General features: G+C 45.1%; 18 protein-coding genes and 1 tRNA gene. 10 read left to right on the top strand and 9 right to left on the bottom strand.

What is annotated here, in order from left to right; translation table 11 throughout:
* Positions 1-128 precede the first annotated feature (128 nt).
* Positions 129-1,175, bottom strand: a complete 1,047-nt coding sequence (locus ACM0OZ_RS28400; RefSeq protein WP_414586189.1) for an aspartate-semialdehyde dehydrogenase — start codon at positions 1,173-1,175, stop codon at positions 129-131.
* 839 nt (positions 1,176-2,014) lie between these two features.
* Between ACM0OZ_RS28400 and tig the strand changes: the two genes are divergently transcribed.
* The 4 genes from tig to ACM0OZ_RS28380 all read left to right on the top strand — a co-directional run bounded on the left by tig (position 2,015) and on the right by ACM0OZ_RS28380 (position 6,885).
* On the top strand, positions 2,015-3,490 hold the full coding sequence (tig, locus tag ACM0OZ_RS28395) for a trigger factor (RefSeq protein WP_414586188.1): 1,476 nt from the start codon (positions 2,015-2,017) through the stop codon (positions 3,488-3,490).
* Positions 3,491-3,786: 296 nt separating this feature from the next.
* A complete protein-coding gene (gene clpP, locus ACM0OZ_RS28390) occupies positions 3,787-4,482 on the top strand; it encodes an ATP-dependent Clp endopeptidase proteolytic subunit ClpP (protein ID WP_073635844.1) in 696 nt (231 codons plus the stop codon).
* Between the two features lie 9 nt (positions 4,483-4,491).
* Positions 4,492-5,832: an ATP-dependent protease ATP-binding subunit ClpX gene (clpX, locus tag ACM0OZ_RS28385; protein ID WP_414586187.1), complete on the top strand. Its 1,341-nt coding sequence runs from the start codon at positions 4,492-4,494 to the stop codon at positions 5,830-5,832.
* A gap of 132 nt (positions 5,833-5,964) precedes the next feature.
* Positions 5,965-6,885: an alpha/beta fold hydrolase gene (locus ACM0OZ_RS28380; protein WP_414586186.1), complete on the top strand. Its 921-nt coding sequence runs from the start codon at positions 5,965-5,967 to the stop codon at positions 6,883-6,885.
* Between the two features lie 68 nt (positions 6,886-6,953).
* Here ACM0OZ_RS28380 and ACM0OZ_RS28375 read toward each other — a convergent pair whose 3' ends face one another.
* Entirely contained in the window at positions 6,954-7,940 is a 987-nt protein-coding gene (locus ACM0OZ_RS28375) for a GntR family transcriptional regulator (protein WP_073635846.1), read from the bottom strand.
* A gap of 15 nt (positions 7,941-7,955) precedes the next feature.
* Here ACM0OZ_RS28375 and ACM0OZ_RS28370 point away from each other — a divergent pair, with 15 nt between their 5' ends.
* The 3 genes from ACM0OZ_RS28370 to ACM0OZ_RS28360 all read left to right on the top strand — a co-directional run bounded on the left by ACM0OZ_RS28370 (position 7,956) and on the right by ACM0OZ_RS28360 (position 10,074).
* The gene (locus ACM0OZ_RS28370) at positions 7,956-8,102 is read left to right on the top strand and encodes a hypothetical protein (RefSeq protein ID WP_332989087.1); all 147 of its coding nucleotides are present in this window, start codon (positions 7,956-7,958) and stop codon (positions 8,100-8,102) included.
* 39 nt (positions 8,103-8,141) lie between these two features.
* Positions 8,142-8,879 carry a dienelactone hydrolase family protein gene (locus ACM0OZ_RS28365; RefSeq protein WP_414586184.1) on the top strand — a complete coding sequence of 246 codons (738 nt, stop codon included), beginning with the start codon at positions 8,142-8,144 and terminating at the stop codon, positions 8,877-8,879.
* Positions 8,880-9,171: 292 nt separating this feature from the next.
* Positions 9,172-10,074: a S1 RNA-binding domain-containing protein gene (locus ACM0OZ_RS28360; protein WP_414586183.1), complete on the top strand. Its 903-nt coding sequence runs from the start codon at positions 9,172-9,174 to the stop codon at positions 10,072-10,074.
* Positions 10,075-10,196: 122 nt separating this feature from the next.
* Here the strand turns inward: ACM0OZ_RS28360 and ACM0OZ_RS28355 are convergent, their stop codons facing one another.
* The 3 genes from ACM0OZ_RS28355 to ACM0OZ_RS28345 all read right to left on the bottom strand — a co-directional run bounded on the left by ACM0OZ_RS28355 (position 10,197) and on the right by ACM0OZ_RS28345 (position 13,323).
* Positions 10,197-12,383 carry a DEAD/DEAH box helicase gene (locus ACM0OZ_RS28355; protein WP_414586182.1) on the bottom strand — a complete coding sequence of 729 codons (2,187 nt, stop codon included), beginning with the start codon at positions 12,381-12,383 and terminating at the stop codon, positions 10,197-10,199.
* Positions 12,384-12,604: 221 nt separating this feature from the next.
* Positions 12,605-13,057 (bottom strand): type II toxin-antitoxin system VapC family toxin, encoded by a 453-nt coding sequence (locus ACM0OZ_RS28350; RefSeq protein WP_414586181.1) that lies wholly within the window; start codon positions 13,055-13,057, stop codon positions 12,605-12,607.
* Positions 13,054-13,323: a hypothetical protein gene (locus ACM0OZ_RS28345; RefSeq protein WP_414586180.1), complete on the bottom strand. Its 270-nt coding sequence runs from the start codon at positions 13,321-13,323 to the stop codon at positions 13,054-13,056. Before ACM0OZ_RS28345 ends, ACM0OZ_RS28350 begins: the two co-directional genes overlap by 4 nt.
* A 38-nt stretch (positions 13,324-13,361) precedes the next feature.
* On the opposite strand from ACM0OZ_RS28345, the gene ACM0OZ_RS28340 reads away from it, so the two are divergent.
* Complete coding sequence (locus ACM0OZ_RS28340) at positions 13,362-13,523, top strand: hypothetical protein (protein ID WP_414586179.1); 162 nt, start codon at positions 13,362-13,364, stop codon at positions 13,521-13,523.
* 52 nt (positions 13,524-13,575) lie between these two features.
* Here the strand turns inward: ACM0OZ_RS28340 and ACM0OZ_RS28335 are convergent, their stop codons facing one another.
* Positions 13,576-14,412 carry a Cof-type HAD-IIB family hydrolase gene (locus tag ACM0OZ_RS28335; RefSeq protein WP_414586178.1) on the bottom strand — a complete coding sequence of 279 codons (837 nt, stop codon included), beginning with the start codon at positions 14,410-14,412 and terminating at the stop codon, positions 13,576-13,578.
* Positions 14,413-14,540: 128 nt separating this feature from the next.
* Between ACM0OZ_RS28335 and ACM0OZ_RS28330 the strand changes: the two genes are divergently transcribed.
* Positions 14,541-15,296, top strand: a complete 756-nt coding sequence (locus tag ACM0OZ_RS28330) for a DeoR/GlpR family DNA-binding transcription regulator (protein ID WP_414586177.1) — start codon at positions 14,541-14,543, stop codon at positions 15,294-15,296.
* A 71-nt stretch (positions 15,297-15,367) separates the two neighbouring features.
* Here ACM0OZ_RS28330 and ACM0OZ_RS28325 read toward each other — a convergent pair.
* Together ACM0OZ_RS28325 and ACM0OZ_RS28320 are read right to left on the bottom strand one after the other, a co-directional pair.
* A tRNA-Ser gene (locus ACM0OZ_RS28325) sits at positions 15,368-15,452 on the bottom strand.
* 73 nt (positions 15,453-15,525) lie between these two features.
* On the bottom strand, positions 15,526-16,455 hold the full coding sequence (locus tag ACM0OZ_RS28320; protein ID WP_414586234.1) for a TIGR04168 family protein: 930 nt from the start codon (positions 16,453-16,455) through the stop codon (positions 15,526-15,528).
* A gap of 153 nt (positions 16,456-16,608) precedes the next feature.
* Between ACM0OZ_RS28320 and nadA the strand changes: the two genes are divergently transcribed.
* On the top strand, positions 16,609-17,583 hold the full coding sequence (nadA, locus tag ACM0OZ_RS28315) for a quinolinate synthase NadA (RefSeq protein ID WP_414586176.1): 975 nt from the start codon (positions 16,609-16,611) through the stop codon (positions 17,581-17,583).
* A gap of 99 nt (positions 17,584-17,682) precedes the next feature.
* Here the strand turns inward: nadA and ACM0OZ_RS28310 are convergent, their stop codons facing one another.
* Positions 17,683-18,594, bottom strand: a complete 912-nt coding sequence (locus ACM0OZ_RS28310) for a hypothetical protein (RefSeq protein ID WP_414586175.1) — start codon at positions 18,592-18,594, stop codon at positions 17,683-17,685.
* Positions 18,595-19,167 lie beyond the last annotated feature (573 nt).

Genomic DNA, 19,167 nt, shown 5'->3' with positions numbered 1-19,167 from the left:
TTTTCTATTGTAATAATCTATCTGACTATTACTTTCAAGCGTAAGCAAGCGCCTTAGTCCTTTATGATTTCTCTTTGTCATAAGTCATTTGTTCTTTGTCTAATACCCATGACCAAATAACTGATGACTTATAACTTCTGACTTACGGCTACCGCCCCTTGAAGCAGATTTTTTTCTACTAATAACTCAGCAATTTGTATTGCATTCAAAGCTGCACCTTTACGGACTTGGTCGCCACATAGCCACAGTTCTAAGCCGCACGGGTGAGAAATATCCTGACGAATTCTCCCTACCAAAACTTCATCTCGACCTGTCGCTTCAATTGGCATAGGAAAATGATTTGCCTTCCAATCTTCCACCAATTTCACACCAGGTGCTTGACTTAGAATTTCTCTTGCCTTATCTGGGCTAAATGGCACCTCAAATTCTAGGTTAATCGCTTCCGAATGGCTACGTAGTACGGGTACCCGTACACAAGTTGCAGTAATTCTTATATCTTGATTGCCAAAAATTTTACGAGTTTCGTTAACCATTTTTATTTCTTCCTCGCAGTACCCCAAATCATTCAACGGGGTGTTGTGCGGGAAGACATTAAACGCTAATGGATAGGGAAATACTTCAGCAACGGGTTGCTTGCCTTCTAAAATGGCACTTGCTTGGGTTTTCACTTCTTCCATTGCTTGAGCACCTGCGCCACTGGCAGACTGGTATGTTGCAGCGATTAGGCGTTGCACTGGTGAAACTTTATGTAGGGGCCACACTGCGAGTGTCATCAAAATCGTCGTGCAGTTGGGGTTGGCAATAATGCCTTTATGGTCAGATGCAGCTTGCGGATTCACTTCTGGAACCACCAAAGGAACTTCTGGGTTCATGCGAAACGCGCTGGAGTTATCAATCACCACAGCACCAGCCGCGACAGCTTTTGGTGCCCATGTTTTCGATGTGGAACCGCCTGCACTTGCCAGCACCAGATCCACATTTTCAAAGGCTTTTTCGCTCACTGCCTCTACAGGCAAATTTTCCCCCTTAAAAGGCAGCGATCGCCCTGCACTGCGAACGGAAGCCAATAACCTTATGTCAGAAACAGGGAAATTTCGACTTTCTAATAATTCCAGCAACTCTTTGCCAACGGCACCAGTCGCTCCCAAAACAGCTACACGGTAGGATTTAGACAAACAGGCTTCCTCCTTTACTAGATGTTATTATGTGCAATTTGTTGTAAAAATTCAAACTTTAAATGGCAATAGCAGACATTCAATAAACTTTTTAATAGTTTGATTATTTTTTGCAAATGATTGTAATTCTTAATTTAATACATTTATTTTGTTACTTATCCTGATTTATGTTGCAATTTATAATGATTTATGAATCAACTTGGGACTCGCTTAAAATATCTATTATACAGCACACTATCTTTCAACGTCAGCATGACACAAGCTTGATGCAAATTAGCTTCAGACAGGTATTGGTGTCTTTAAGATGCGTTCGTCTTGATGATTGGTGTACTATGATTCAAATGGACTGAAACCAGCAAGGCAATCAGCGAGAGCTTTAAGCGAGGCAGCAGCTAAGCATAAGCTCTCGCTCAGTCTTATAAGGCAGGCAGCACCAACGTTACAACAATGGAAATGCGAACTGCTAGTTTATAAACAGGATATCACGGTGTTAACCCTTTGGTAAAAAACAATTTAGAGTTGAAATTGCTAAACTAGTTAGCGCTAAAATGTCAAGAACTTTTAGCAACTAAAGGGTAAAGGATGAAGGATGCACAAAGGAAGGAATAAACGGGATACAAGCCCTTGGAGAACTCTGTGGAGAAAATCTTCAGGTGTTGTATCCTTGTCTAGAGGCACCGGATTCAGCAAGAAGTGGATACTTCTAAGTCCATAGTTTACACTTGGGTCAACACTTGGCATCTTTCATCCAAGTCACGAAACTTTAACTTAAAAGACGCTATTCCCTTGCGCCAAATCACGTAATTAGTAAAAAGAAATACCAAGAATAGAGACATAGCATGAAAGTTACCCAGGAAAAACTTCCCGCCAGTCAAATTGGTCTAGAAATAGAGATTACGCCAGAAAAGACCAAGGAAACTTACGAAAAAGTTGTTAAAAACTTAGCCAGTACTGCAAATATTCCTGGGTTTCGCAAGGGCAAGGTCCCTCGGCAAATATTGTTACAGCGCCTTGGCGTCACTCGAATCAAGGCAGCAGCTCTAGAAGAATTAATTCAAGATGGCATTGAGCAAGCGCTACAACAAGAACAAATCCAGGCGCTTGGTCAACCACAGCTGCGCTCCTCATTTGAGGAATTAATTAACAATTATGAACCAGGCAAACCCCTAACATTTGCCGCATCTGTAGATGTGGCACCAGAACCTAATCTGGGTGAGTACACGAGCTTACAATTCAAAGCCGAGGAAGTCAAATACGATCCACAGCAAGTGGACAAAGTCTTGGAAAGCGAACGCCAAGAAATGGCGACGTTAATTCCTGTGGAAGGACGTTCAGCACAGATAGGTGATGTTGCTGTCGTCGATTTTAAAGGTGTTGTGGTTGCATCCGAGGGTGAAGACGAAACAGCAGAACCCCAGCCAATACCTGGCGGTGAAGCAACTGATTTCCAATTAGAGATGCAGGAGGACAAATTCATTCCCGGCTTTGTGACAGGGATAGTGGGAATGAATCCTGGAGAAACCAGAGAAGTTTCAGCTCAGTTTCCAGACCCTTATGTAAATCAAGATTTAGCAGGAAAACCGGCTGTTTTCACCGTAACAATCAAAGAACTCAAGGAAAAAGAACTGCCCGAATTGAATGATGACTTTGCCCAAGAAGCCAGCGATTACGAAACTCTAGCAGATTTGCGTTCTTCTTTAGAAGAGCGCTTTCAAAAAGAGGCTGAACAGAAAACAAAAGCGAACAAGCAAGAAGCCTTGTTAGGTGAACTGCTCAAGCACGTAGAAGTTGACTTGCCAGAATCAATGATTCAGCAGGAAGTGGATGCGATGCTGACGCAAACAGCCATGCGGCTTTCTCAACAGGGGCTTGATATTAAGAAATTGTTTACCCAAGATGTGATTCCCCAGTTGCGGGAACGTTCTCGCGGTGAAGCAGTTGAGCGCATTAAGCGTTCTCTGGCGCTGCGGGAAATTGGTAAACGCGAGTCCATCCAAGTGTCAGAAGCAGAAATCAACGCTAGAGTCCAAGAATTGTTGGAACAGTACGCTGAAAAAGATGTTGATGAGGATAGACTGCGTGAAGTCGTAGAAAACGAATTGTTAACCGAAAAAATCATCGATTGGCTTTTAGAACGCTCAACCGTTGAATTAGTCCCTGAAGGTTCTTTGAGTGCAGCACAAACTGAAACTGAGACTGAGACTGAAGAAGTCAAAACTGCTGACTCAGATGCTGCAACTGAAACAGTAGAACAAACCCCCCAAGTTAGTGCAGAAATCTCACCACAAAACACAGAGTCAACAGAGGCACAATAGATGAAAAGGGGACAAGGGAAAGAGGACACGGGGACAGATCAATTCAAAATTTGGAATTTCTCCCTCCCTCACTCTCTCTCTCCCTCCCTCCCTCACTCCCTCTCCTAAGGTGGAAGTCTAAGAAATTTTAAATAAGTGACAGTATACGTAACACCCTTGGTTTGATACTGTTTTACACGATAGGAATTTATATGAGGCATAATGGTTAACACATAGCCACATCAAAAATCAAATTCCTTAAAAAGGCAGCCTTTGCTGTCTCTACCATTGTTACACTTAGTGTGAAACGTTCTTTTATGCTTGTATCGCAGTCGGGAAACTACCAATTTAACAGTTTGAGTGACTTTAAACTCTACTCCCTAGACAGTCCTAACAACATCGTCCCGATGGTGGTAGAACAATCTGGCATGGGAGAACGCGCTTTCGACATCTACTCTCGCTTGCTACGGGAGCGGATTATCTTCTTAGGAACACCAATAGACGATAACGTTGCCAACTCAATTGTTGCCCAGTTATTGTTTCTAGATGCTGAAGATTCCGAAAAGGATATTCAACTGTATATTAATTCTCCTGGTGGCTCGGTGACAGCAGGCATGGCTATTTATGATACTATTCAGCAAATCCGTCCTGATGTAGTCACGATATGTTTTGGATTAGCCGCGAGCATGGGGGCGTTCTTGTTAGCAGCAGGAACGGCTGGTAAACGGATGTCTCTTCCTGATTCCCGGATCATGATTCACCAACCACTCGGTGGTGCACAAGGACAAGCCGTTGACATCGAGATACAAGCCAGAGAAATTCTTTATCATAAATCTAAGTTGAATCAGTTATTGGCGACTCATACTGGTCAACCATTAGAAAGAGTCGAAGCCGATACTGATCGCGATTTCTTCATGTCGGCTGAAGAGGCGAAAAATTATGGGTTGATTGATCAGGTCATCTCCAGGCAAAATCTTCCCTCTCCAGGGGAAAACGTCACCATTGTCAAATAAGAGGCTGGTATGTCTAAGTACGACTCCCATTTAAAGTGTTCATTTTGCGGCAAGTCTCAGGAGCAGGTTCGTAAACTAATCGCCGGACCGGGAGTCTACATCTGCGATGAATGCGTAGACTTGTGTAATGAAATCCTGGATGAGGAGTTACTCGACACAAATGCGGCAGCATCGTCGCAACCAGCACCCAGGTCAGAACCACCTCAGAAACGCCGTGCTCGTTCCTCTAATCTCTCGTTGAATCAAATACCTAAGCCACGAGAGATTAAAAAGTACCTAGACGAACACGTCATTGGTCAAGACGAAGCCAAAAAAGTGCTTTCAGTCGCAGTTTATAACCATTACAAGCGGCTAGCAGTGGTTCAGTCTAAAGGCAGTGGCAAAGGTTTGGATGATGCTGTAGAACTCCAAAAGTCCAACATTCTACTGATTGGTCCGACAGGCTGCGGCAAAACTCTGCTAGCACAGACTCTGGCAAAAATTCTCGATGTCCCCTTTGCTGTTGCTGATGCCACCACGCTAACAGAGGCAGGGTACGTGGGAGAAGATGTGGAAAATATCTTGCTGCGACTGTTGCAAGTAGCAGACTTGGATGTAGAAGAAGCGCAGCGGGGAATTATCTACATCGACGAAATCGATAAGGTTGCTCGCAAGAGTGAGAACCCTTCAATTACCCGAGATGTCTCTGGCGAAGGCGTACAGCAAGCTTTACTGAAAATGTTAGAGGGGACGGTCGCTAACGTACCACCCCAAGGAGGACGCAAGCACCCCTATCAAGACTGCATCCAGATTGATACAAGCAACATCCTGTTCGTCTGTGGCGGTGCATTCGTCGGTTTAGAAAAGGTCGTAGAGCAGAGAACTGGCAAAAAGTCAATAGGCTTTGTACAACCTGGAGAAGGTCAAACCAAGGACAAACGCACAGCAGATACTCTGCGCAATCTAGAACCGGATGACTTAGTGAAGTTCGGTATGATTCCGGAATTTATTGGGCGAGTGCCAATGGTAGCGGTGGTAGATCCACTCGACGAAGAAGCGCTGATGGCAATTCTCACCCAACCGCGCAGCGCCTTGGTGAAGCAGTACCAAAAGCTGCTGAAGATGGATAATGTCCAGCTAGAGTTTAAACCAGAGGCTCTGCGAGCTATTGCTCAAGAAGCCTACCGCCGCAAAACCGGCGCAAGGGCGCTGCGGGGCATTGTGGAAGAACTGATGCTGGAAGTGATGTACGAGTTGCCTTCGCGCAAAGATGTGACTCGTTGCACAGTCACGCGGGAAATGGTAGAGAAGCGTTCCACCGCGGAACTCCTGATGCACCCATCCACACTACCCAAACCAGAATCAGCGTAATTGTTATTAGTCATTGTAGAGACGCGCTGTTTGAAGCGTCTGTACATCTTTGTCATGAGTCATTAGTCATTAGTCATGAGTAAAATACTGTTAACTCTTGATCTTTGACTTTTGACTTTTGACTTTTGACAAATGCCTTATATAAACGTTCGTGGTGTTGACCATTACTACGAGTGGATAAAAAAGCCATCGGATACTGAGGACAAGCCTGTGATGGTTTTTATCCACGGTTGGGCTGGTTCCAATCGGTACTGGCAAAGTACGGCACATACTTTATCAGAACAATTTGATTGCTTACTTTACGATTTACGGGGATTTGGGCGTTCCCGTGGGCGACCTACCCTAGCTAAAGCGAGTGAAGCTGTTGTTGAGTCTGTCGAGTTGCAGTCACCGCAGGCAGAATCTGTAGCAATCCAAGAGTTAACTTATGAGCTAGAGGAATACGCTGACGACTTGGCAGCTTTGCTAGATGAGTTGCAGCTCCAACGCGTGTATATCAATGCTCATTCGATGGGCGCGTCCATTGCTACTTTGTTTCTCAACCGCTACCCCCAACGAGTGGAAAGAGCAATTCTCACCTGTAGCGGTATTTTTGAGTATGACGAAAAAGCATTTACAGCTTTTCATAAATTCGGTGGGTACGTGGTCAAATTTCGTCCCAACTGGTTGGATAAAATACCGTTTGTTGACAGAATGTTTATGGCGCGATTTCTACACCGTGCCATACCAGCAGCAGAACGCAAAGCTTTCTTGCAGGATTTTCTCATAGCAGACTACGATGCTGCTTTGGGTACAATTTTTACATCTGTTAGTAAAGCGGCATCTGAGTTAATGCCGCAGGAATTTGCTCAGCTGACGGTGCCTACACTACTGGTGGCGGGCGAGTTCGACAAAATTATTCCAGCCGAAATGGGTCGTCAGGCAGCCGCACTGAACGATAAAGTAGAATTTTGCTTGATTCGCAATACGGCTCATTTCCCTATGTTGGAAGACTCGGCTACTTACCTCAAACGGGTGCGAGAGTTCTTGGAACTAGAGCAAAGATTAGGCTAGAAAATTGGCTTATGAATGAGTGAATTATGAATTGGGAATTGCCGTATTCATAATTCACTCTTGATCATTCAACCCAAACCCAGCTCTCGTTTGAGCAAGTTAATCGAGTTGGTACCAATATATTTTTCGCTAGTCATGTGTTTAGGTGGGCGAATAATGTCATCCATAGCAGCTTGCATAGCAGCTTGCACCGCAGAAAAACTCACCTGATCAACGCTAAAAATGACTTGTGCTCGCTTAACGATCGCCTGAAGTTTGTAAGCATCTTTTGGTTGTGCAGTCATCACGAGTATTTCATCCCCCCGTAAACCGTGGAGGATAACTTCTGCAGCTCGAAGAATTCCAGAACTGATGCTAACTATGCCAAGACAACTGTCTTTAGGTAGGTTTTTAAACTGGTTGAATTCGTTGGCGTAGTCATGAATGTCAAGGGGTATGACGCGCACAGCTTTAGGTGCGGCGATGACTTCCACCTCACCAATAAAATACCGACTGGTGACAACTGTCGCTGAGGAAGTTTGATCTAGCACAGCAGCTAATTGTTCCATCGCTACCAACTGCACTGGTATTTTCAGGGCTTGTTCTAATTCATAGACCATCAATTCCCCAACACCGATATCCTGAGTTGGAACTGCAACCAACACTCGCGCACTACAACGCAAGCGCCAATCAACTTCCGCCAAGAATAACTCACGGGCTTGATTGAGGGAACAGCCTTGAGAAAGGAGCTCGTCTAGTGCAAGCTGAACAACTTTGTATGCTTGAGGATATTCTTTGAGAATCGGTGATTGCAGCCTACTACCACCCTCATGACCCTGGGCGCGGACGTAAATCCCTGACCCCGCAAGACTTTCTACAAGCCCGTCGTCTTCCAATTGACGGTACACTTTGCTAATGGTATTACGATGCAAGCCTGTCTGCATTGCCAGCGCTCTCGTACTCGGTAGTTTATACCCAGGTGGATATTGCCGAGAGGCGATCGCAAACCGAATTTGATTAAACAGCTGGTTTGATGCGGGGATTTCACTGTCTGGCTGTATACGAAACTGAATCATCACCAAAGCTCCTGCATGATAGTAGCTGCATATGACCAGCTGCGAATGCTAACTGTCAAATATTTTACTTATATATTGAATTTCTATGAAGGGAAAATTCTGGTGTGGTTGTTACTCGTAGTTGATAATTTGATTGGAGATCGCCTTGACATCTTGGCATAGCTATTTCTTCATAGTCACACAGCACTGGTAAAACCTATTATGGCAGAGCGAGCAATACATACCACAACTGTTAAACTTTCGCAAGATGATTTGCAAATCGACGCCTATCTAGCTAAGCCTTCTCAAGAAGGTTCTTATCCAGGAGTTGTGGTATTGCAGGAAATTTTTGGAATCAACTCCCACATTCGGAACGTTACAGAACGTATCGCCCAAGAAGGTTATGTCGCAATTGCACCTGCACTGTTCCAACGAATTGCCCCTGGTTTTGAAACTGGCTACACCCCGCAAGATATTGAAATAGGCAGAAACTACGCAATGCAAACCAAGGCATCAGAGTTACTGAGCGATATCCAACGATCCATTGACTATCTGAAAACCCTCCCTGAAGTGAAAAAAGATGGCTTTGGCTGTATAGGCTTTTGCTTTGGCGGTCATGTGGCATATCTTGCCTCTACCCTACCAGATATTAAGGCTACCGCTTCCTTCTACGGTGCTGGAATCGCCACCCGCACCTTTGGGGGTGGAGAGCCTACCGTTTCTCGCACAAGAGAGATTAAAGGCACTCTCAATGCCTTCTTTGGTATGGAAGACGCCAGTATCCCAACAGAACAGGTAGACCAGATTGAGGCAGAGTTAGAAAAATACAACATTCCTCATCGTGTGTTTCGCTACGATGGAGCTGACCACGGATTTTTCTGCGACCAACGCGCCAGCTATAATTCTATAGCTGCTGCTGATGCGTGGGAGCAGGTAAAACAACTGTTTGGACAACTTTAGCTATCCGATTTGATTTGCGTTCTGGTTGCATTCAGGTCGTCCCTACCCATTAGTCATTAGTGAGCCAGCGCTGCAGGAGGGTTAGCCCGACCTAGGCGACTGGCGTTCACCGAAGGTGTGCCGTTCGGCGATAGCCGTGGCGCAAGCCATAGGCATACCCGAAGGGTCATTACAAAGAACTAATGACTAATGATAGTCTTCACGAGCAATCACAGTCACTCGAATAGTGTTGTTTAGCGTTGAGTAAAACTCCAGTGGCATCAGCTAGAATCGCAATTTATCTTTAACAGTCATGGATTCCGAAGCGAAATTATCTCAAAAAGCCAATTCGTCATTTACAATGGACGACTTTGCCAAAGCACTGGAAAAACACGATTACCAGTTTCAAAAGGGACAGGTGGTAAACGGCAGGGTGTTCCAACTTGATTCTGATGGAGCGTATGTTGATATTGGTGGCAAGTCGTCGGCGTTTGTCCCTCGCGATGAGGCTTCTTTGAGAGCAGTCACCGATTTGTCGGAGGTGCTGCCATTAAATGAGAATTTAGAATTTTTAATCATCAGGGATCAGGATGCAGAAGGTCAAGTCACCCTTTCGCGAAAGCAACTCGAAATCCAGCACATTTGGGATCGACTGGCGCAAATGCAGGAGAATTCTCAAACGACGCAAGTGCGGGTGATAAATGTCAATAAAGGTGGTGTTACTGTCAATGTTCAGGGTTTGCGAGGATTTATTCCGCGATCGCACTTGGTTGAGCGAGATAATTTAGAAGCACTTAAGGGTCAATCTCTCAATGCTGGCTTTTTGGAAGTTAATCGCAGTAACAACAAGCTTATCCTTTCGCAGCGCATAGCAACTCGTTCTGCTAGCTTCAGTACATTGGAAGTTAATCAGCTGGTGCTTGGGAAAATCAGTGGTATCAAACCCTTTGGTGTCTTCGTGGATTTAGATGGCACAAGCGCCTTGCTCCATATTAAGCAGATCAGCCAGAAATTTATTGAAAATCTGGAAAAGGTGTTTCAAGTCGGTCAGCCGATTAAAGCTATAATAATAGACTTGGATGAAGGCAAAGGTCGGGTTGCTCTTTCCACGAGAGTTCTGGAAAATTTCCCAGGCGAGATGCTAGAAAATATGGACGAAGTTATGGCATCCGCCGAGGCGCGTGCAGAACGAGCAAAGAACAAGGTCTCGGAATAGGTTAGTTGTAGAGACGCTTCAAACAGCGCGTCTCTACATTTGCAGCGTTACGGATAGATTCACTGGGGAAATTACAGATAAATCATCCGCTATATCCGTTACATCCCCTACCTCATCCGCTGCTATGCTTCATCTCCATCACCAATATCTCGCTTGGGTGGGCGCTTGTAGGTAAACGTGAAAGTGTCACCACTGGTAATAACTTGCCGCATCTCATCATACATTGGGTAATTACCGACACCACTTACACTTGCCCAGCCCCGTGTCCTGGTTAAAGCGACAAACAACTGGTTACGACAATTCACATCACTTTCATTACGAGCGACATTATCAAAGCCGACTACATACACCATATCAGCCTCATTTCCTTTAGCGCGAGGGACACGAGAGACTGTAACAGCCCCATCACACCAGAAGTTGTTTGGCTGACTAACTTCCCATTCAAACTTTAAGATATTACTGCTGGGAGCGCTGGGAATATAGATATCAATGCTCTGTTGCATCAAAAATCCCGCCACTTGAGTTTCTAAGTCCATTGCCTCGGAATTAGAGCCTAAAACCACAACTAAGATATCGCGGCTGGGATTAAGACCATCATCGACGATGTTATGCATGATGTTCTGCGCCAACGCTGTCATTTCTTCTTGGCGAGAACCGTAAGTTTGAAATTCCAATATAGGTGTGTCCCAGAGTTCAGCAATGGGATTTGGTGAATATTTTGGAGGTCGATGCAAAGTTATTGGCTTACCGACACCCCGAAAATCTCCCTTGACTTCGTAACCAATTCTGTCCCAATCTTTTTTATTTGTGATGCCAGAAACCATTCCCTCTGGGCGTAGCAAACCCATACCAATGGCATGAGCAGTTGTGAGAATTGGTCCAGGAGTGCGGTAACAGTGGCGCATCACTACAGCACGTTGGATACCGCCGACATACTGCGGTTGCTTGTTCAACAAATTGCTCAAACTCTTGCCAAAGACTTCTTTAGCCTTTGGCACTGCTATACTATCAAGGCTTTGTGCTTCGTCGTAAGCCCAAATTAAGCGCCTCTCCTCTGGTGTGTCCTCACTCACAGGTCGCAACGCTTGATAAGCCAACCAGTAAATAGCTTGTTTATCCTCATATTTCAATTCATCTTCGGCTACTAAATCTTGACCTTCATCAATCAAGATGGCATCGAACATCGGCTCAATCTCTATTTCCTCTTGTAGCCGTTTACATAACTCTGCCAAACCTCGGTTAGGTTGTTTTTCTTTTGTATCTACAACCGTTCCGCGTCTTTTACCGTGGTACTCGCAAATCGTCCCGTACAAACCTGGTTGTTCCCTCGCTCCCCAAGCATGAAGTACTTGCAGCTTGTGGTTTGTCTTGCGGTCGTACTGCATCTCACCACAGCTGAAGCGGCGTATCCACTTATCTACTAATGCGATAATTTGGTCGTAGAGCGATCGCGTAAAAAACACCAAAGCAATATCCCACTCTGGGTGCTTAAGGTGCATCATCGCCGCTTTTTGACACAGCAGCACTGTCTTACCTGAACCCGCAATACCGCGAATTTGCTGAGGTCCTGGGGGAATTTCTTTTCCTATGTGTTCTTGCTGTAAATCTATTTCGTACAGCCTTTGCCGCAAACTGTCCATAATGCTGGCGCGGGTTTTGCCTATGGTTGAGGTTGTAGCGCGAGGAGGTTTACGAAGAACGGGTGTTCCGCCAATCACTGACAGTAGTAATTCCCAGTCTTTATCTTCCAGGCTTTCTCCTGGAACGACACAAGAGATTTGTTGAATACGTTCCAATAAGCCAACTTTGCCTAACTGGTCTTGGAAAATCACAGGAGGACAGTTGGGTAGTTGGTCAAAACCTTTTTGTTGCCATTGTTCTTGGGTAATCAGAGGTAATGCAACGAGCGATCGTCCGGTAACCTTGCGCCAGATAGCAGATTCGCGGTCAGCATATGCAATCAATGCTCGTAGTTGATGTTCGGCTCGCCCGTCAGGATTAGTTTCTGCGATGTGATAGTTTTGCAACTGCCAAATACCATCGTTAATAGCAACGACTTGGTCAATGGCGACAGGCAATACTTCAATAACCACTAAACCGAATTCTCTATCAGCAATGAGAATGTCAGGTTCCTTACGAATTTCTCCCACCTTCGAGAAAATCGGATAGCGCCAGTAACCAATACAGTTTCTATCAGAAAAAGCACTCTTAACAGCATCCCAAACTTTTTGCTCACCTGCTTCACTGCTAGCTTTTAACGGTTCGGTAGTGATAAATTTGCTACTTTGTTCTTCGTTACCACGAGCCATTCAGTACCTGCCTGTACTAGTTAAATTTATGATACAAAAGCATTTTGAGTAATGCTGTCAGGCTAGCACTGCCAATGTGATACTTACCAGTGCGAATACACGGAACTACTTAGCTGGCTTAGTTCAGCAGATATGCGGTATTAATTGAACAAAGGTTGTGATAATTTTGCTCGTTAACTTTTAGATACTGAAGGTAAGTTAGCGTTGCTCCTCCTCTAAATTCAGGGCAACGGTGGAATCTCAAAGTCATTCAACAAGCAAACATCATAAGACGTAGCCCCTAAAGCCCTAATCAGGCGCTGGTCTAGAGTCAGTAGCGTAGCACCAACCTGCTGTGAAAGGGCAACGTAAGAAGCATCATAGGCGGAAATGTTATACGCCAAGGCGATGCTCACGGCATCTTCCACCAAGTCAACCGTCGAGACAACACGCAAGGGGAAAGTTTTGAGACTAACTAAATCTGCCGGAACGTCACCAGCAGCATACAGTCCGGCGCGGACATATTTCCAAAGGATGTTTGCACACTCAATGTAAAACAGGTCAGGTACGAAGAATTGATTTTGAGGATTGGCAAGGTGAGCAAACAGTTGATTAACTTTAGGGGTTAGCGGATCGGGAACAAATTGCTTAATGCCTACACTAGCATCTACGACGCATCTAAAAGGGGTTGTCATCTGTCGCGGTCTTCTCGGATTAGGGCTGTGCTATCAGGCCATTCGACATCAGTCCTACGACTCTCACGACGACGACGTATTTCTTCCAAGAGTTTTGGCACATCTCGTCGCCTCTGTTCTTCCCTGCGCTGTATCTCAACTGCTGACAAAGCATTTCGTAATAGAGTGATGACTTGGGCGTTAATTGAGCTATTTTCGGTTATGGCTAGCTCTTGTAGCTCTTGATATAAGTCATCGGGTAAATCTACGTCATGAAGGATAGCCATCTGTCGAACTCCTTGTTGAATTTATTGGACATAGTAGCATGGTGCAACTGGCGTGGATTGGAAGGGAGAGGCGGCGATTGCGCGGAGCGCAGTGGGAAGACAGCCCAATCGCCCGAAATTGCAGTGGCAAAGCCAATCGCCTGCTAAATCAAAAGCACCTAATTATACTTGTGGAGGTAAGTAACGCAGATGAGAACTAGAATTGCTCCTGTTTGATTGAGTACTGTTGTGTTAAGCACAGCTTGAGCCGGATTAAGCCGGATGAAGCTTTGAAATCAGTATCATTTCCATAGCACGGGCAAAACTCGTCTCTGGATTGCCAGGAGAAGCAACTAGTTTTGCTGCTCTTTTAGCACTTGGACGAGCATTGCTCATTGCAACTCCAAGACCCGCCCAAGCAAGCATTAGCACGTCGTTATTACCATCACCAAATGCAATCACTTCTGTTGGCTCAATATTATAGTAGTTAGCTACTGCTGCTAAACCAACAGCCTTGTCCACTCCAAAGGCTGTAAATACTAAATATTCTGGATCTGTCAGTGTGATGTTGAGTACAGCCTGATAAGATGCCTCTGCGGCTTTATGCACTGCTGCAATCTGTTGAGGGTTTCCACACCAAATCACCTTCAAAGGAGCAGATCGCAATTCTTGAGCTTGCTGACTATCCACCGTAACCTGTTCGCCGGAACGCTGCTGGTACAGCGTTGTCAATTCGTTGCTCTCACTTACGTATACACCATCAGTGTAATAGCAGATCAGAGTCAAGCCGTAAGCAAGCCCATCCGCCATAACCTTAGCTGCCAAATCTGTTGGCACTGAATGCTGTTGCAGGACTATGCTTGTTTCTGCGTTTTTTACGAGTGCTCCGTCACTGGAAACAATAAGACCGCGCAAACCAAGTTGTTGGTGAAAGTTTAGTATGTTCTCATAACTCCGCCCGGAAGCAAGTACCACCATCACGCCCAGATTTCGCAGGGATTGTACGGCAGATGCATTCTGCTCACTGATCCGTTTATCGGGACCAAGCAAGGTATCATCAAGGTCAATAGCCGCCAATCGGTAAGGAAATCTAGCAGTAGCCTCCTTCATAGCCTTATCCTCCACGTACAATAGAAAAACTCAAAAAAGCAAAATTATGCACCAACCCGCATCATCAAAATTATAAACGCAACTAAACGCAACTACAAGAACAAAAACGCAAAATTTTTTAGAAAACAATGCTGAGTGCTGAAAGAAAACAGTTCATTCTTGAAACCCTGCACCGGGATGGAAAGGTGCTTTCGTCGGATTTGAGTAGTCAGCTTAAAGTTTCAGAAGACACGATTCGCCGAGACTTGCGTGACTTAGCTGATGCTGGGCTGCTGCTGCGCGTACATGGAGGTGCGCTACCCGCCTCTCCACAAGCTGTTACCTATACAGCGAGACAAAGCCAGGCTCAAAAGGCGAAAGTGGCAATTGGTCGAGCAGCAGCTAGCTTGGTACGATCACAACAGGTGGTGCTGTTGGATGGCGGCACTACAACACAGCAAGTCGTGCAACATCTCCCCTTGGATCTACATGCCACAGTCATTACCCACAGTCCCCCAATTGCTATAGCCTTGGTAGAACACGCCCATATTGAAGTTATCCTGCTTGGTGGGCGGCTCTTAAAAAATTCCTTAGTGAGTGTCGGGGTGTCAACTGTCGAGGCTTTGCGGGGTATCCGTGCCGATTTATGCCTGTTAGGTGTACGCAGCTTACATCCAGAAGTGGGGATTAGTATGCTTAATATAGAGGAAACTTATGTCAAGCGTGCAATGATAGAGAGTTCTGCCGAGGTCGTCGCGCTTGCCTCTGGGGAAAAATTGGGAACTGCATCACCATATATTGTTGGACCGATAAGTCAACTAACGCATATAGTGACTGAAAACACAGTTAGTGATAAAATTATTGCTCCTTACGAGGCTGCTGGGGTAGCTATCATCCGTGCTTAAATTATGTTACTTAGAGCAAGCGCGAGTGATAAATTACCGTAGTTGATGAAGCAGACCAGGTAGAACAACAACGGAGAGGGGGAGATTCGAACTCCCGGAACCTTTCGGTTCATCCGATTTCAAGTCGGACGCAATCGACCACTCTGCCACCTCTCCAGTAAAGCTGTCAGCTCTTAGCTGTCAGCAGTCGGCGTCATAAGCCGACCAAATACATAGTATATATCATCCTCTACGCAGGTTGCACTACTGGACTGGGTTTTTGATAAAGAATTTCTTCAGAAGTGACAGTGAAATCCTTTCCAACCCAAACTAGGGAGACTTGGGAGACGGTACCACCTTCTAGTAGAACAATGGAGAAGTTACGCTGCTTATAGCTGCCATGTTCCACAATCCTGGGTACACTAGCAGCGTTCAAGTAAACTATCCCCTCTGGACTTCTAAAGATGCGCTTTCGCGCCTCTTTCTTTGTGTGTCGCAGGCTGTGGTGCATATGACCAAATGTGACGAGGGGAATCGTTTTACCAGCCGTGATGGTCTGAGATATTGCCTCTCCTAAATCCGCGTCGCCAAAGTCGCCGCCTATGGGATGCCAATCTTTGCCGCAGGGGTCTTCTGGGCGATCGCCCAACCCAGTCGGACCGTTGTGACCCAAAAAGATTATCGTCTGGTAAGCCGCACTCTTAGCTGCTGCAACGATGCGGGCTGTGGACTCTTCAAAACTGGTCACTCCATACCACTGTTGGTAGAAATCAGTATATTTCCACTCTGGTCCACCCCAGCTAAAGGGACGACCTCCAACAACCGTTAAATTTAGAGCCGGAAAATCTAGCTTACCGTAACCGACTTGGGTTTCACCCAATAAATCCAGTTGCTGCTGTACCCAGTCTTCCTTGGTGCGGTCGTAAGGACACTTCTTCCGTCCCCAGTCTGTAGCAGTGTACCAGGCATCGTGGTTTCCCATCACGGCTGCTTTGGGAATGTCGAGGGATGCGATCGCTCTTACGACTTGCACCGACTCATTGCCAAAATCCCCAACAAACAGCACTAAGTCAACACCCAGATGCTTGAGTGCAATGCCATCTTCTTCTTCCCATTGGTCGTGAACATCTCCTACTACAGCAATTTTCAAAGTTTTTGAGTTTGTTTTCTGACTGGTCATGCCACTTTCCTTGCCATCTGTTTCCAGCATATGAAAATTACGGGATTTTGACACAATTCCGGGGGAGGAGCATCACCCGTCAAACATTTTTGGTAAAAACTACTATAATTGAATCCACTAGATAAAACTTGTAACATTCAGCAACGTCTAACTGTGTTTACGACTGCACTTGCTCAACGTGGAAAAACGGAACAGGGTGATCTACCACTAGATTTATTTACAGCGATTGAGACTCTTAAAAAAGAACTCAATGCTGTTATCCTGGCACATTACTATCAAGAACCGGATATTCAAGATATTGCAGACTTTATTGGGGATTCGCTACAGCTTGCCAAAGCAGCAGCGCATACAAATGCAGATGTGATTGTCTTTGCTGGTGTCCATTTCATGGCAGAAACAGCAAAGATTCTCAATCCTGACAAGATGGTTCTTTTACCGGATTTAAATGCTGGTTGTTCTTTAGCCGATAGTTGTCCACCAGAGGCGTTTGCTGCTTTTAAAGCGGCGCATCCAGAGCATTTGGTAGTTTCTTACATCAACTGCTCTGCTGACATTAAGGCAATGAGCGATATTATTTGCACCAGTTCCAACGCTGTCAAAATTGTCAAGCAGATTCCCAAAGACCAACCGATTATTTTTGCCCCAGATAGAAATTTGGGGCGGTATGTGATGGAAAAAACTGGGCGAGATTTAGTGCTGTGGGAAGGAAGTTGTGTTGTCCATGAAACTTTTTCTGAAAAGAAAATTGTACAGTTAAAAATTGCACACCCACAAGCAGAGGCGATCGCCCACCCAGAATGTGAAACTAGTGTCTTGCGCCACGCGAGTTTTATCGGCTCGACTGCGGCTTTACTCAAATATTGTGAACAGAGTTCTTCTCAAGAATTTATCGTTGCTACGGAACCTGGTATCATTCACCAAATGCAAAAACGAGCGCCGCACAAGCGCTTTATACCTGCACCACCGCTAAATAACTGCGCTTGCAACGAGTGTCCTTTTATGCGGTTAAATACCCTGGAAAAGCTCTACTGGGCAATGAAAAATCGCGCTCCAGAAATCACCTTGCAAGAGTTTATCCGCGAGGCTGCATTGCGACCAATTCAAAGAATGCTAGAAATGAGTGCTTGATATTAAGCTACTGACCATTTTGACCATTTTGAATACGTGTGCCTCCTGGGTGGGAGTTGCGCAAACCGCGTAGCGTGCCGTAGGCATATTTTAAATTGCTTAGGAGGACCTTTTCTTTGATTCTTCTTCAGCAGCTTGACTATATTTTTTGTATAGTTTAGTGCGGATCTGAGCTTCCTGATAGCGGCTGTGGTTTGGTGGCACGGCACTCATTAATTCTGATGCCCGTTGCCACCTAGCAGCAAGATCCAACCACTGAGCTGAACTTGTAGCTGTTTTACCAGTTGCAGAAGCTGTGTTGGCAATTCGTACTGCTGCTGCAAAGGGATCTACAGAAAAAGTAGAACCATTTGGACTAGCAGTAGGCGGCGGTGCTGCAGGTTGTTTTTGGTTGGTAGTTACTGGGGCTAGAGAGTTTAATATTTCTGGTTGGATTGGGTTTTTCAGCTTATCTCCTAGCAAAGCATATGCAGCTACACCAAGCGACAGAAAAAACATGCAAAAGCTAGCGGCTCCTAGCATCCGTCCAACAGGAGAATTTTTGATTTTATTGTTATAAGTAACTACTGAAAGACGAGAAGATTGAGGCTTGAGTAAATTTCTTTTTCCTTGTTCAGTTGTACGCTCTTTAAATTCTTTTATTCTTTGCCTAAAAATATTAGGTTTGACTAATGTAATTTCCTGTGACCACAGCAATTGATTTTCGGGGTTGCGATTAATTTCCTCTAGCCACAGCAACTGCTGTTCCCGAACAATACGACTGTTGATATTGACTCGACAAATATTGCGTGGTGCAATTGACTCGAGAATCTGCTGGATGTGCTTTACCAAAGTTGATTGTTCAAGTTGAGCCACCGTACGAGCCTCACAAAGAAGTTGTAAGACACCATCGTCAAAAATAGCTCTGGTTCTGATACCAGACGAGGCTAGTTTTTCGTTCAACAGTTGAATAATCGCAGCAACGCTACCTTGATGAGCTTGCCAAGCGATATCATTTATCCGCTCTACCATTTGTGAATTAGGGATAGCAGTTTAACCCTGAATTATTAACAGACAAATTTATTTAGGAAATTTAGACTTTGCCTTGTTTTAGATTTTATGAGTAAAAATATGATCTGCCAAATTTGACAAAAATCTCCTTTGTGCATCGGTTGCGTTGCTTTTGTCAAAAGTAACGCGGTTCGTGCGCTTGGGCATGGTGTGCATCAAACTCCTCAAGGGTTAATTTGACACCTCAACTCTAACAAAATATTTCAGCAATATTGCTTATTCACATATCGAGCAATGTCTTCATGTGTCACCAATCGCTTTGGAGACAGGGTGTAGAGCGTCAACTATAGCGCTTCTCGTTTGAATGAAGTACAAATTTATCTGTGTTCCATGAGCGTCCATCTGTGGTTCTTATTTCTTAATGTATTGCACTCAAACCCCCGAACCGCTATATAGGGTATATAGACAGCCTCAAAAACTAGGACATAAAAATAAAGCCTCTTTCTGTGTTAGAGAAAGAGGCTTTATTTTAAAAATAGTCCTGGCACCGAGCTATTGTCACAGGCAGCTACCCGCCAACTATCGTCGCCACAG

It is taken from the genome of Scytonema sp. PCC 10023 (assembly GCF_963920835.1).
GTDB lineage: Bacteria > Cyanobacteriota > Cyanobacteriia > Cyanobacteriales > Nostocaceae > Kalymmatonema.
Note: the sequence above shows the minus strand (reverse complement) of the source record. Positions and strands in the feature narration are given on the sequence as shown.

Excerpts from the sequence above, each read along its gene's own strand:
- tig (WP_414586188.1), top strand. The coding sequence starts at position 2,015 with ATGAAAGTTACCCAGGAAAAACTTCCCGCCAGTCAAATTGGTCTAGAA.
- clpP (WP_073635844.1), top strand. The coding sequence starts at position 3,787 with ATGCTTGTATCGCAGTCGGGAAACTACCAATTTAACAGTTTGAGTGAC.
- clpX (WP_414586187.1), top strand. The coding sequence starts at position 4,492 with ATGTCTAAGTACGACTCCCATTTAAAGTGTTCATTTTGCGGCAAGTCT.
- ACM0OZ_RS28380 (WP_414586186.1), top strand. The coding sequence starts at position 5,965 with ATGCCTTATATAAACGTTCGTGGTGTTGACCATTACTACGAGTGGATA.
- ACM0OZ_RS28375 (WP_073635846.1), bottom strand. The coding sequence starts at position 7,940 with ATGATTCAGTTTCGTATACAGCCAGACAGTGAAATCCCCGCATCAAAC.
- ACM0OZ_RS28370 (WP_332989087.1), top strand. The coding sequence starts at position 7,956 with ATGATAGTAGCTGCATATGACCAGCTGCGAATGCTAACTGTCAAATAT.
- ACM0OZ_RS28365 (WP_414586184.1), top strand. The coding sequence starts at position 8,142 with ATGGCAGAGCGAGCAATACATACCACAACTGTTAAACTTTCGCAAGAT.
- ACM0OZ_RS28360 (WP_414586183.1), top strand. The coding sequence starts at position 9,172 with ATGGATTCCGAAGCGAAATTATCTCAAAAAGCCAATTCGTCATTTACA.
- ACM0OZ_RS28355 (WP_414586182.1), bottom strand. The coding sequence starts at position 12,383 with ATGGCTCGTGGTAACGAAGAACAAAGTAGCAAATTTATCACTACCGAA.
- ACM0OZ_RS28350 (WP_414586181.1), bottom strand. The coding sequence starts at position 13,057 with ATGACAACCCCTTTTAGATGCGTCGTAGATGCTAGTGTAGGCATTAAG.
- ACM0OZ_RS28345 (WP_414586180.1), bottom strand. The coding sequence starts at position 13,323 with ATGGCTATCCTTCATGACGTAGATTTACCCGATGACTTATATCAAGAG.
- ACM0OZ_RS28340 (WP_414586179.1), top strand. The coding sequence starts at position 13,362 with ATGGTGCAACTGGCGTGGATTGGAAGGGAGAGGCGGCGATTGCGCGGA.
- ACM0OZ_RS28335 (WP_414586178.1), bottom strand. The coding sequence starts at position 14,412 with ATGAAGGAGGCTACTGCTAGATTTCCTTACCGATTGGCGGCTATTGAC.
- ACM0OZ_RS28330 (WP_414586177.1), top strand. The coding sequence starts at position 14,541 with ATGCTGAGTGCTGAAAGAAAACAGTTCATTCTTGAAACCCTGCACCGG.
- ACM0OZ_RS28320 (WP_414586234.1), bottom strand. The coding sequence starts at position 16,455 with ATGACCAGTCAGAAAACAAACTCAAAAACTTTGAAAATTGCTGTAGTA.
- ACM0OZ_RS28310 (WP_414586175.1), bottom strand. The coding sequence starts at position 18,594 with ATGGTAGAGCGGATAAATGATATCGCTTGGCAAGCTCATCAAGGTAGC.